The organism is Croceivirga sp. ABH4_376, from assembly GCF_056160685.1.
Map to the genome: position 1 here is coordinate 700753 of NZ_JBSWXQ010000002.1, position 12995 is coordinate 713747.

Annotated in this window: 11 protein-coding genes; 7 read left to right on the forward strand and 4 right to left on the reverse strand. The window is 38.1% G+C overall.

All coding sequences use genetic code 11. The features are described from left to right. Window positions 1-139 precede the first annotated feature (139 nt). On the reverse strand, window positions 140-1396 hold the full coding sequence (locus tag ACXAGS_RS07365) for an MFS transporter (protein WP_474905827.1): 1257 nt from the start codon (window positions 1394-1396) through the stop codon (window positions 140-142). A 97-nt stretch (window positions 1397-1493) separates the two neighbouring features. After that, window positions 1494-2174 (reverse strand): type 1 glutamine amidotransferase domain-containing protein, encoded by a 681-nt coding sequence (locus ACXAGS_RS07370; protein ID WP_474905829.1) that lies wholly within the window; start codon window positions 2172-2174, stop codon window positions 1494-1496. A 363-nt stretch (window positions 2175-2537) separates the two neighbouring features. Here ACXAGS_RS07370 and ACXAGS_RS07375 point away from each other — a divergent pair, with 363 nt between their 5' ends. From ACXAGS_RS07375 to ACXAGS_RS07405, 7 genes are all read left to right on the forward strand, one after another. Continuing rightward, window positions 2538-5759 carry a VPS10 domain-containing protein gene (locus tag ACXAGS_RS07375; RefSeq protein ID WP_474905831.1) on the forward strand — a complete coding sequence of 1074 codons (3222 nt, stop codon included), beginning with the start codon at window positions 2538-2540 and terminating at the stop codon, window positions 5757-5759. A 73-nt stretch (window positions 5760-5832) separates the two neighbouring features. Continuing rightward, on the forward strand, window positions 5833-6528 hold the full coding sequence (locus tag ACXAGS_RS07380) for a DUF2490 domain-containing protein (RefSeq protein WP_474905833.1): 696 nt from the start codon (window positions 5833-5835) through the stop codon (window positions 6526-6528). Between the two features lie 53 nt (window positions 6529-6581). After that, on the forward strand, window positions 6582-7796 hold the full coding sequence (locus tag ACXAGS_RS07385; protein ID WP_474905835.1) for a bifunctional alpha/beta hydrolase/OsmC family protein: 1215 nt from the start codon (window positions 6582-6584) through the stop codon (window positions 7794-7796). A 112-nt stretch (window positions 7797-7908) separates the two neighbouring features. Next, the gene (locus tag ACXAGS_RS07390; RefSeq protein ID WP_474905837.1) at window positions 7909-8508 is read left to right on the forward strand and encodes a superoxide dismutase family protein; all 600 of its coding nucleotides are present in this window, start codon (window positions 7909-7911) and stop codon (window positions 8506-8508) included. A 71-nt stretch (window positions 8509-8579) separates the two neighbouring features. Continuing rightward, a complete protein-coding gene (locus ACXAGS_RS07395; RefSeq protein ID WP_474905839.1) occupies window positions 8580-9899 on the forward strand; it encodes an MFS transporter in 1320 nt (439 codons plus the stop codon). A gap of 67 nt (window positions 9900-9966) precedes the next feature. Further along, complete coding sequence (locus ACXAGS_RS07400) at window positions 9967-10503, forward strand: RNA polymerase sigma factor (RefSeq protein ID WP_474905841.1); 537 nt, start codon at window positions 9967-9969, stop codon at window positions 10501-10503. Further along, window positions 10504-11295, forward strand: a complete 792-nt coding sequence (locus ACXAGS_RS07405) for an anti-sigma factor (RefSeq protein WP_474905843.1) — start codon at window positions 10504-10506, stop codon at window positions 11293-11295. A gap of 3 nt (window positions 11296-11298) precedes the next feature. Here ACXAGS_RS07405 and ACXAGS_RS07410 read toward each other — a convergent pair whose 3' ends face one another. Further along, window positions 11299-12297, reverse strand: coding sequence for a VOC family protein (locus tag ACXAGS_RS07410; RefSeq protein ID WP_474905845.1), 999 nt, complete (start codon window positions 12295-12297; stop codon window positions 11299-11301). Further along, window positions 12275-12991, reverse strand: coding sequence for a TIGR04283 family arsenosugar biosynthesis glycosyltransferase (locus ACXAGS_RS07415; RefSeq protein ID WP_474905846.1), 717 nt, complete (start codon window positions 12989-12991; stop codon window positions 12275-12277). Before ACXAGS_RS07415 ends, ACXAGS_RS07410 begins: the two co-directional genes overlap by 23 nt. Window positions 12992-12995: the final 4 nt, after the last annotated feature.

Consider the following 12995-nt stretch of genomic DNA (forward strand, 5'->3'; position numbering starts at 1 on the left):
TTAACAAGACCACACCCTTTTAATTGTGAAATTTTAAACTATTGAACCAGTAAATTATTGATTTGATTAGTATAGCAAGAAAATCCTATTTTAATAAGGCACGAATAATTTTCGTAAAAATTTTCAACCGAAACTAGACCTAGCGCAACTTAGCATACTTTTTATCGTATAAATAAGCTGCTAAGCCTCCAGTTAGTGAAAAGAGCGATAGTATCATAAAAACGATTTGATGGCCTTTAATACCAGGGTAGGTGTCTAAGAAGTAACCGTAAAGCGGGCCAGCAAAAATATCCGGTGTATAGCCAACCAGAGATATTAATCCCACGGCTGTTCCCGTCAATGCTAATGGTATATTGCCTAGTCTTAAAATTGAAAAATAAAGCGCCCTACATGCATAGACGCCTATACCAACCGTAAAAACAGCCATGAAGAATAAGAAAGCTTGGTTGGGCACAAGAAATCCGGCAGCAAATAATAGGCCACCAATTACACAAACGCCAAAACCCAAAATTAAAATTTTGGTTAGTTTAAAACGGTCTACAAAAGCACCTAAAGCTATTCCCGTTATGGGTCTTAAAAACTGTAGAAAGGTTCCTGTTTTTGCTGACTCTACTTGATTTTGCCCCATTACTTGTTCTGCATACAAAGAAATTATATCTGTAATTTTATAGCCTACATAGCCACAACAAATAATTACCATTAATAACCAAACAGATCGTAGCCGTAACAATTGTTTAATTTCTGCCCATTTGATTTTTTCTTGAGTCTTCTCCTCTTCAGTGATTGCAGGCTTCATATAGCGCCAAACAAGAATTCCGATGATGCTTATTAAAAAAGAGGTTGTATAGATTACTTGTGCAAAAGCTTTTTTCTTAACCATAGGGCTAATATCATCTTGAGAGCCGGGCAACATAACCGAAAATATAAACACGCCCAACAAACCAAATAGTGCTCCGGTAAACCCTCTACCGCCGTCTAAGAAACTAAAAGCCCTGCCTTGTAAATTAGCACCGCCCCAAACACGTGTTGCTTTAATCATTGGTGCCCAAAACAGAAAAATTGTGGTAAAACCCCACCAACCATAAACGATTTGCAAAATCCAAAGTTGCGGAAATTGAGCATAAACCAAACCTCCTATAGCGGTTAACCATAAGGCTATGGCTATTAATTTTCTAGGTGCGTATTTGTCGGCCAATGGGCCTCCCAATAGATATGAAATCATGGCCACAATACCATAAATAGAAAAGCAAAAACCCAACTCTACATTAGAAAGCGCAAAGGCATCCATAACAGTAGGTCTAAATATACGTGTAAGTACAAAGGGTAAAATAAATATGGCTTCGCCAGATAATACTAAAAGTAAAAGGTAAAGCCAGTTGTTGTTTAGTTTGCCCAAAGATGATTGATTTGCAATAAAAATGATGAAAACTTAGGCTAAAAACAAAAAAAGCGCAGGAAATTCCTGCGCTTTAATCTCTGAACTAAAACAACACTTAATTCAACCTTCTCAACAACATCTCCGCAACAAGTTCAGAGGAGGCGGGGTTTTGTCCTGTTATCAACAATCCATCTTCAATGGCATATTCGCTCCAATCATCTTTCTTGGAATACACCCCACCTTTTTCTTTTAACATATCTTCTACCAGAAATGGTACTACATCTGTAAGCTGCACCGCTTCTTCTTCTGTATTGGTAAAACCGGTTACTTGTTTACCTTTTACCAACGGCTCTCCATTTTGGTCTTTTACATTTTTAAATACCCCTGGTGCATGGCATACGGCAGCAACAGGTTTGTTGGCTGAGTAAAAACTTTCTATCAAAGCTGCGCTGATTTCACTTTCTGACAAATCCCATAATGGTCCGTGCCCTCCAGGATAAAAAACAGCATCAAAACCTTCAGCGTTGACTTCTTCGAGCTTTTTGGTATTGGCCATCAACTCCATCGTTTCCTTATCTTCAAAATAGCGCTTAGTGGCTGGGGTTTGAAAATCTGGTTCATTACTCTTTGGGTCAATTGGTGGCTGACCACCTTTTGGCGATGCCAAAGTAACATTAACCCCTTTATCTTTTAATAAGTAGTAAGGAGCCGCAAACTCTTCTACCCAAAATCCTGTCTTTTCTCCTGTATTTCCTAATTTGTCATGACTAGTCAATACAAACAATACATTTTTCATATCTCTTTTTCTTTTTATTATCAATCATTAACACTACAAAATTAGTGGCCATTGCTCTGCTTATTATTGATGTAGATCAATATTTTAATTTTTATAAATTATTTAAGATGATGGTTCTAGATTACGATAAGTACTAACACTACCGCAAGAATTGCATTAACACGCTTTTAAGATATACGATGCCTGTTTTTGGTATCTTTAGGCGACTAATTAATCCAATCCAAAATGATAAAAGACAAATTGTCTTGCCAAGGTATGCCGCCTAGTTATTATACTACTACTGCTAATAACCCAGGCCTAAAAAGGAGCCGATTAATTAGCTTTCATTTAACTCAAAATAGCTAATTCGACAAACCTTAAAAAATGAAAAAACCGATTCTTCTTTTACTGTTCTTTGCAGTAAGCTGTCTAAGTTTTGGACAGGAATTCTCCATGGAGTTACTCCAAGATATTAAACCTAGAAACATAGGCCCCGCTGGGATGAGCGGACGGGTTACCACTATTGATGTGGTTAGAGACCAGCCAGACGTAATGTACGTGGGTACGGCCTCTGGTGGCTTATGGAAATCTATTTCTGGCGGTATTAAGTGGGAGCCCATTTTTGACCATGAGCTTACCGCCTCTATTGGTGCAGTTGCCATACAACAAAGTAACCCATCCGTAATTTGGGTAGGTACGGGAGAAGGTAATCCCAGAAACAGTTTAAATGGTGGTTATGGCGTTTATAAATCTTTAGACGGCGGTAAAAGTTGGATGAGCATGGGCCTTGAAAAAACTAGGCACATACATCGTATTCTAATAGACCCTACGGACCCAAATACCGTTTACGTAGGCGCTATTGGTTCGCCATGGGGTATACATGAAGAAAGAGGCGTATACAAAACTACCGATGGTGGTAAAACCTGGAAAAAGATTTTATACACCAACCCTAAATCTGGCGTTGCAGATATGGTAATGGACCCAAGTAATCCTAACAAAATTTTGGTGGCTATGTGGGAGCATAAGCGCGACCCGTGGTTTTTTAAGTCTGGTGGCGAAGGTAGTGGTCTTTATATGACCCATGATGGCGGAGACAATTGGAAAAAACTTAGTGATGAAGATGGTTTGCCCAAGGGAGAATTGGGCCGTATTGGTTTAGCTATAGCTAAGAACAAACCTAACATTGTTTATGCTTTGGTAGAGGCTAAGAAAAATGCCTTATACAAATCTACCGATGGCGGTTTTAAATGGAAAAAAGTTAATGATAAAGAAGAAATTGGAAACCGTCCTTTCTATTACTCGGATATACGTGTAGACCCAGAGAACGAGAACCGTTTAATTTCCGTATTCACCTATGTTAACGTTTCTGAAGATGGCGGTAAAAGCTTTACTGCTTTAATGCCCGCTTACGGTGTTGCAAATGGGGTACACCCAGACCATCACGCATTTTACATACACCCAGAGAATGGCCAATTTATGATAGATGGTAATGACGGTGGTTTAAATATTTCTAAAGATGGTGGAAAAACATGGCGTTTTATTGGCAACCTACCTGTGGCTCAGTTTTATCACATCAGTGTAGATAATGAGTATCCTTACAACGTTTATGGCGGTATGCAAGACAATGGCTCTTGGAGAGGGCCTGCTTATGTTTGGAAAGCGCAAGGTATACGTAACAGTTACTGGCAAGAAATTGCTTTTGGAGATGGTTTTGATGTGGTTCCAGACAAAGATAATAGCCAATATGGTTATGCTATGAGTCAGCAAGGATATGTAAGTCGTTATGACTGGAAAACAGGTAACAATTATATTGTGCGCCCAACGCCACCAGACGCGGATACCAAGCTTCGTTTTAACTGGAATTCCGGTATTGGGCAAGACCCGTTTGATAATAGTACGGTTTATTTTGGAAGCCAATTTGTACACAAGTCTACCGATAAAGGATTAACCTGGCAGGTAATTTCCCCAGATTTAACCACAAACGACCCAGAAAAGCAAAAACAAAGCGAAAGTGGTGGTTTAACCATGGATGCCACAGGTGCAGAAAATCACTGTACCGTATTGGTAATAGAGCCTTCACCAGTAGAAAAAGATATGCTTTGGGTGGGCACGGACGATGGTCGTGTGCATATTACGCAAAACGGCGGGCAAACTTGGACAGAAGTAACCGCTAACCTAAAAGGATTGCCAAAAGGAAGCTGGATTCCACAGATAAAAGCTTCACAAAAAAATAAGGGCGAAGCTTTGTTGATTGCAAACGACTACAGACGTTTTAATTACACCCCTTATGCCTACAGAACTAAGGATTATGGTAAAACATGGACCCGTATTGTAGATGGTAACGATGTTGAAAGTTATACGCTTTCCATAATAGAAGACCCAGAAAATCCAAATTTGGTGTTCTTAGGCACGGATGATGGCTTGTATGTGTCTTTTAATGCTGGGGAAAAATGGGAAAAATGGGGTAAATCTTTCCCTACGGTATCTACAAAAGATTTAGCCATACATCCAAGAGAGCAAGATTTGGTTATAGGCACATTTGGTAGAGCCGCTTGGGTTTTAGATGATATTCGTCCTTTACGTGCTATTGCAAAAGATATGAGTATTCTAAATAAAGAAGTAGCCCTTTTTGAGAGTCCAACCGCTTATTTGGCAGCTTACCAACAACCAACGGGAAGCAGATTTGGTGCAGATGCACTTTACAATGCAGAAAACAGGGAATATGGCGCTATCCTAACTTATTTCTTAAAAGAAGGTAGTAAAAAAGCGGACAAGGCAGCCAAAAAAGAGAATAAGGAAGACTCTGAGGAGACAGAGCCTACAAAAAAAGAAATGACGGGTGTTCAGAAAAAAGATTCGGTACAGTTCGATATTTTTGATGGCGACCGATTAATACGTACCCTAAAAATTAAAACACCTGAAAAGGCTGGTTTTCACAGAATTTATTGGAATATGGATGAGAAAGGTCCAGACCGCCCTTCTAGAAGAATTAGCAAAAGCAAAAGAGAACGTGGGGGTGTTACGGTAAAACCAGGAACTTATCGGGTACAGGTTAGCCACGGTACAACTACGGACGAAACCACAGTTAAAGTAGAAACTGACCCAAGATTGGATGTAAATATGGCTTCCGTAAACGAAGTTTACAATACTGCCAAGCAGTTACAAGAATTTACCCAGACCGCAGCAGATGCCGTAAAGCAATTGGTAGAAAGTAAAGATTTGGCCAACAGCTTTAAAAAAGACATGCAAGACTTGGATAAAGAAAAGTTCAAGGAACAAATAAAAGCATCTACGGAAATTGTTAAAGAAATTGATAGTGTTATTGCGCTATACATTGGCAAAGAAGATAAACGCCAAGGTATTACCCGGAACCCGGAAATTACCGTGATGAACAGAATTGGTACGGCATCTGGCTACATCCAAAGTAGACAAACAGGAATTACCAGTACGGAGCGCCAGTTGCTAAAATTTGCGGAAGACGAGTTAACAACGGCCTTGGAAAAAACCAATACCTTTTTTAATCAGAAATGGAAACCGTATCAAAGCAGCATTAAAGCTTTGGATTTATCGCCTTTTAAAGAAGTAAAAACATTCACTCTAAAATAATAATATATTTGGCCCATTCTATTAATAGAGGTGGGCCAATTAACTATTACCTTAAAGAATTACATAGAAGCTTATGAAAAAGTTAGTGGCTATTGGTCTATTATTATCTTCCGTTTTTACCCATGCCCAAATTAATGGAGAAGGTGAACTGGGTGCATGGTACATGTATTTTGGCACCAACAAACTTTCAGAAAAATGGAGCTTGCATACCGAAGCACAATTTAGATATTTTGAAACTACGGATAACTTTAACCAGTTATTGCTACGTACCGGAGCCAATTATCATATTAACCAAGATGCCATTGCAACCCTAGGTTATGGATTTATAGAAACGGATGGTAGTTTTTTAAATTTACCCGGAGAAACCAATAGCAAAGAACATAGAATCTTTGAACAGTTTATTCTAAAAAATAAAGTGTGGGAATTCCTTTTTGAACACAGATATCGTCTAGAACAACGTTTTTTGGAGTTTGCAAATAACAATACAGATACGCAACACAGAGCGCGTTATCGTTTACAGGTTACCCTACCCCTAACCAACACGTTTTTCTTAAATTTTTATGACGAATTATTTATTAACCTACAAGACGATTTGTTTGGACAAAACCGCTTGTACGGTGCTTTAGGTGTACATGTAACAGAAAATAGTAGTGTACAAATTGGTTACTTAAGAAACCAATTTACCAATGCGGTTTATGATAGACTCCAGATAGGAATATTCTATAATCCCGACTTATCTAGCCTGTTTAAAAAGAAATCAAAAAAATAACTTATCAGGGCATTAAACATCACTTACTTTGGCCTTGTTAAAAATAAAAAGTTATGAAAACAGACAAGGTTAAGTTTATCAATAATAAAGGCCAGCAATTAGCTGGCCTTTTAGAATTGCCCATTAATAGGCATCCGCACAATTTTGCACTTTTTGCACACTGCTTTACCTGTACTAAAAATCTATTGGCCATAAAAAACATTTCAAAAGGATTAACCGCCAACGGTTTTGGAGTGTTACGGTTTGATTTTACAGGATTGGGAGAAAGTGAAGGCGACTTTGCGGACACCAATTTTTCCGGTAACGTAGAAGATTTAATAACTGCTGCAAATTTTCTAGGCAAAACATACCAGGCACCAAGCCTATTGGTAGGCCACTCCTTAGGCGGCGCAGCCGTTTTGCAAGCTGCCGCTAAACTAGATTTTGTAACAGCTGTAGCTACCATTGGGGCACCTAGCCATCCAAAACATGTAAAACACCTTTTTAAATCAGATTTAGATGAAATAAATCAATCGGGAAATGCAGTTGTAAATATAGGTGGCAGCGATTTCACAATAAAAAAACAATTTATATCAGATTTAGAGGAAAATCCGGCAAAGGAGGCTATAAAAAATTTAAGAAAACCACTACTGGTACTCCATTCGCCACAAGATAAAATTGTAGACATTAAAAATGCCGAAGAAATTTATAGCGCAGCGCATCACCCAAAAAGTTATGTGTCCTTGGATGGCGCAGACCACTTATTATCCCGCAAAGAAGATTCTACATATACAGGAAATGTAATTGGTACTTGGGCTTCCCGATACGTAGCTATAACCAAAGAAGTCCCTGTTAAAACCAAACACGAAGTAGTAGCGAGTTTAGATAGTGAAGATGACTATACAACTCAAATGAAAGTGGGCAACCATTATATGGTAGCAGATGAGCCTATTTCTTTTGGAGGTAATAACTTTGGTCCATCGCCTTATGAATTGGTTTCTGCCGGTTTGTCTGCCTGTACTGCTATGACCGTTCAAATGTATGCCAAGCGTAAAAATTGGTCTTTAACAAATATAGAGGTGCATACCACTTATAGCAAAGAGCATGCAATAGATTGTGAGCATTGTGAAGAAAGCGCTTCTAAAATTGATACATTTAATAGATTTATAAAGTTTATGGGGGATTTAACTGTGGTGCAGCAAGACAAATTACTAGAAATTGCCGATAAATGTCCTGTACACAGAACACTGCACACTAAAACCCAGATTATTACCAAAAAAATAAGTTAGACTAATCAATAGAGCGCATAGTTTTTACAATAGTGCTAAGATTGCTTTACTCCATTTTTGATTTGAGCCGCTTATTTTTTTACTTTTAACAAAATCTAAAAGTCAAATACAAATGAAAAAACTAGCAATATTTCCTTTAGCCACTTTACTTATTGCCTTTGGTAGTTGTAAAGAAGCTAAAAAAGAGACCAAAGAAGGCATGCAAGAGGCGGAAGAAAGCATGGAAAAAGTAGTTGAAGAAGTTTCCAATGAAATGGAGGTAGAAAAAATAACATTTACACTTGAGCCAAAAAGTGACAGCAATGTAAGTGGGGAGGCTACTTTTGAGTCTAATGGAGAAAAAGTTATGATGATTGCCAAACTATCTGGGTTAACACCAGGAGAGCACGCCATACATTTACACGAAAAAGCAGATTGTTCTTCTGCAGATGGAAAATCTACCGGTGGCCATTGGAACCCAACTTTTAAACCTCATGGTAAGTGGGGTGCAGAAGAAGGCTACCATAAAGGTGATATTGGCAACTTTGCCGCAGACGAGGAAGGAAACGCAACCGTTGAATTTGCTACAGATGAATGGTGTATTGGCTGTGAAGATGAAACCAAAAACATTTTGGGTAAAGCGGTTATTGTGCACCAAGGCGTGGACGACTATACCTCACAACCCAGTGGAGCTGCCGGAGCAAGAGTAGCTTGTACAGGTATAATACAATAAAAAAAACAACAAACTAGAAAACCGCTCTTTTGGGCGGTTTTTTTATGCCTAATACCAAACCATTAAACCTTTTGAACCTTACCAAAACAAAATTCAGGTTTTCACAAATAATAAACCCGGCTAAAAGCCCCGTTTTCTATGGCTATATTATTTTACTGGTAGGCACTATTGGTGTCTATTTTAGTATTCCAGGGCAAACAATAGGTGTTTCCGTATTTACAGACCCCGTTAAAGATGCATTGGGGCTTAGCCGTAATCAGTTTAGTAATGCCTATATGATCGGTACCATCCTCAGCTCTTTAACTATTGGACGAGCAGGTGTTTGGTTTGATAAATATGGTGCGGTTATCGTAGCATTTGGAGCTGCGATTTTATTAGGAATAACAGTACTGTTATGTTCGGTTTCTACCATTTTGAGCGAAAGCTTAGCCGCACTATTAAATATTAATAGTTGGTGGATTCCCTTTGGCGTAATAATTGTCCTGTTTTATCTACTTCGTTTTTCGGGACAAGGGGTTTTAACCATGGCTTCCAGAAATGTAATCATGATTTGGTTTGATGCGCATAGAGGCAAGGTAAACATGTTTACCAGTATCGCACTTTCCTTTGGTTTCTCTTCATCACCATTGTGGATTAATTATTTAATAGAAGGTTATGGCTGGCAACAGGCGTGGCAATTTATGGCTATAGCCCTAGCAAGCTTCTCTATTTTAATTCTTCTTTTTTACAAAAACAAACCAGAAGACCATGGGCTACATCCAGACGGTAAAAAGTCTACCAAGGCAAGGCAACAAACAGCTTCCCTTAGCACATACAAACAGTTTACTTTAAAGGAAGCCAAACAAACAAGGGCTTTTTGGGTGTATGGGCTAATGCTCGCCTTTAATAGTTTTTTCATTACAGGATTAACCTTTCATGTAATATCTATATTCACTACACAAGGTTATGTAAAAGAAGATGCCATAGCCATATTTTTACCTGCCTCCGTAATTTCGGTTTGTACCTCTACCCTATTTAATTGGTTAAGTGATAAACTTCCACTTAAAACTCTATTACACCTAATGCAATTTGGTGGTATTATCTGCTCTATAGGATTTCTAATTTTGGATTCTAAAGCTGGTGTTGTACTACTAATCCTAGGTTTCGGCTTAATGGGCGGATTATTTGCCGTACTAAATACAGTAACTTGGCCCAGATTTTACGGACGTGATTTTTTAGGTGCTATTACCAGCAGGGTTATGAGCTTTTTAATTTTGGGTAGTGCCTTGGCCCCTTCTTTATTTAGCCTATGTTATTCCTATTTAGGGAGCTATAACCCAATTGGGTATTTAGGTTTGGCATTCGTAACTTTTTTAGTATTGGCCAGTATCAATGCAAAAAATCCACAATAACAAATTAATATAAATTGAGTAAGCTTGTAATTGCACAAGCAATAATTCTTTTGCTATATTTATCCCGATGGTAATAGACCTTGATAATTTAATTGTTCGGTTCAAAGAGAAAGACCCAACGGCATTTGATGAACTCCACGGTATGTATGCAGAGAATATCTGTGGCGTTATCAACACTATAGTTCGCAATCCCGAGCGCGCCCAAGAGCTTTGCCAAGATGTATTTGTTAAAATTTGGTATAATGCCGAAAGTTACGACAGTTCTAAAGGACGATTTTTTACTTGGATTTTGAATATAGCCCGCAATACGGCTATAGATGAAGTTCGTTCTAAATCACATAAAAACCAAAAGAAAAACCTACATGTAGATTATTTCGTAGGTATTCTAGAAGGGCAAGACAATATGGATTCCAAAACGGATACTATTGGCCTAAAAAAACTATTGCAAAACCTAAAAGCTAAGTGTACTCAAATAATAGAACTTTTATATTTTAAGGGATATACCCAAAAGGAAGTTTCTGAAGAGTTGGCTATTCCTATTGGAACGGTAAAGACGAGAAACAGGAGCTGCATAGGGCAAATTAGGGAAAACTTGAAGTTGTAGATGGATATTGAAAAATACATAGCGTCCGGTGTGCTGGAACTATACGTTGCAGGCTTGCTTTCAGAAAAGGAGAATCTGGAGGTAGATGCGCTTGCACAACAATATCCGGAGATTAAAACTGAAATTATTTACATAGAAGCCGCAATTCTTGCTTTGAGCAAGTCGGTTTCGCCTGGTGTGCCTAGTTCCAATTTAAGTAGTATCCACAACAGAATCCATAAGGTTAGAACATTGGATAAAACTCCTAAACAACAGACCAATTGGCTTAGTTACACAGGGTGGGCAGCAGCCATTTTGTTTGCGGCAGGTTTATTGTGGATGTACAATCAAAACAATACTTTAAAATCTAACATAGAAGTTGTTAACCAAGAAAAAATAAAATTAAAAGACACCCTAGACCAAACCAAGTCTAGTAAAATAAAAACCGAAACGCTTCTAGAGCAGTTACGAGACCAAAATGTAGCCGTGGTAGCATTGGGCGGGCAAGCTGTTTCGCCAGAATCTTTTGCTAAGGCCTATTGGAATAAGGAAGAAAACAAAGTCTTCATAGATGCAAGTGGATTACCAGAACCTCCAGAAGGGTATACATACCAAGTTTGGTCTTTAAAACTAGAACCTTTGACCCCATCTAGTTTAGGCCTATTAGATGATTTTGCTGCTAATGACACTAAGGTCTTTGAATTGGAAAATGCTAATGAATCCGAGGCCTTTGGTATTACCCTAGAACCAGCTGGTGGTAGTGAATCACCAACACTTGAGCAACTGTACACATTAGGAGCAGTTGGGGCTTAACAGTTATTTTCTCAATTTACCTTTTCTGTGGATAGCCAAAGCTTTTATAAGCCAATTTGGCACAGGTTTATTGCCTTTTTTGCCACCTAAATGATAGTATAGATTAATGGGTTTACATAACGGAACCTTATGGGTTTCTACCAATTCTATCAAGGTACCATCTGGGTCTTCTAAATAAGCAAAACGCCCTGCGGCTGCACCCATATTAAAAGAATCTGCACTATCTACGGTAAATTGGTATCCTAAATTAGCTGCAGTAGATTTAAGATTCTCCAGGTTAAAAACGTCAAAACAAAGATGTATGTATCCCAAGTCTCCCCAATATCTATCTTCGTAAATTTTTGTTCGCTTTGCGGTTAAACATTGTAATAAAACCAACTTGTACTTTCCGTACAAAGTGCCAAAACCACCTGGATTATCATTGGTACTGTGTAGTTCTACTTTTCTAAATTGCTCATTACCGCCGGGTATCGTATTAAATTCCTGTCCCGTTATGATTTTATCAGAAGTAATTTCTAATTTAAATAATTGCTGGTAAAACGTTAGTGCTTTTTCCATATTGGAAACCCCTATGACAACACCTGCAACACCACTCGTGTGATTTTTTTTGTTCGTATGCGGTTCTAAAACCAACCAATTACCGTTTAAATCTTGTTCATAGGACTGGGCAGTTATGGTATTATTTTTAAGTATGAGCGCATTAATACCCAAACTGCCCCAGAGAAAGGGAGATTTTTGAGGCAAAGGCTTTCTATTGGTAAATTGCCATATTTCAAGTCCGCCACCACCATTTAAATTTAGGCTTAACAAGGCCCTACGCTGTTCCACGGAATTACCGGTATATTTTGTCATTAACTGGGCATTGGCCACATCATCAAATACCAAAATGGTAAACCCTTTGTATTTATTGTACCAATTAAAAGTCTCAACAAGATTGTTAACACCAATACCTACTTGCTGTATACCATTAATTTGATATTTATTGTTTTGCGGTTGCTGCATAAGGGGTGCTCAGAAGTTTTGTATGGAGTTGTTTTAATTTTTCTGCGGGATATCCCATTCTAAAAAGAACAACCAATAATAGATTAGATAAATTGACCTTTAGGTATGAATTTGTTTCGTACTTGCGTGAAGAAACAATAAGATTATTAGGTATTATGGTGTATGAATAACTGTTTCGTTTTATCCTCCGGAAAATTTCAAAATCTTCCATGATTACTTGATTTGGATCAAAGCCATTCAATGCGCTAAAAACGCTTGCCTTAATAAACAAACATTGGTCTCCGCCTCCTGTAAACACACCATCCTTTTTAGTAAATTTTGAATTAATATTTAATAAAAAGCTTTCTTTATCAAACCTATAGGAAAAGAACCCTGCATCCATACCGGCGCTTAATGTAGCTTTTATATCCCTAAAAAAACCTTGTGGTGGTCTTACGTCTGCATGTAAAAAAGCATAATAATCACCTTGGGCCACGGTAACACCAAAATTCATTTGTTTGGCCCTACCCATTTCTGGGCAACGAAAATACCTTACCTTATTATTAAGACAAATTTCTTCTGTATTATCAGCATTACAGGCCGATACTACCACAATAACTTCCATTTCATAAGATACTCCGTCCTTTGTTAAACAAGGTAAAAGCTCTTTTAGGTTTAGTGCCTCATTATGTGCAGGGATAATTACGCTAATCAAATTT

Bases quoted from the DNA above. Each gene is read 5' to 3' on its own strand.
- ACXAGS_RS07400 (WP_474905841.1), top strand. From the start codon at position 9,967: ATGGTAATAGACCTTGATAATTTAATTGTTCGGTTCAAAGAGAAAGAC.
- ACXAGS_RS07405 (WP_474905843.1), top strand. From the start codon at position 10,504: ATGGATATTGAAAAATACATAGCGTCCGGTGTGCTGGAACTATACGTT.
- ACXAGS_RS07375 (WP_474905831.1), top strand. From the start codon at position 2,538: ATGAAAAAACCGATTCTTCTTTTACTGTTCTTTGCAGTAAGCTGTCTA.
- ACXAGS_RS07370 (WP_474905829.1), bottom strand. From the start codon at position 2,174: ATGAAAAATGTATTGTTTGTATTGACTAGTCATGACAAATTAGGAAAT.
- ACXAGS_RS07410 (WP_474905845.1), bottom strand. From the start codon at position 12,297: ATGCAGCAACCGCAAAACAATAAATATCAAATTAATGGTATACAGCAA.
- ACXAGS_RS07380 (WP_474905833.1), top strand. From the start codon at position 5,833: ATGAAAAAGTTAGTGGCTATTGGTCTATTATTATCTTCCGTTTTTACC.
- ACXAGS_RS07385 (WP_474905835.1), top strand. From the start codon at position 6,582: ATGAAAACAGACAAGGTTAAGTTTATCAATAATAAAGGCCAGCAATTA.
- ACXAGS_RS07390 (WP_474905837.1), top strand. From the start codon at position 7,909: ATGAAAAAACTAGCAATATTTCCTTTAGCCACTTTACTTATTGCCTTT.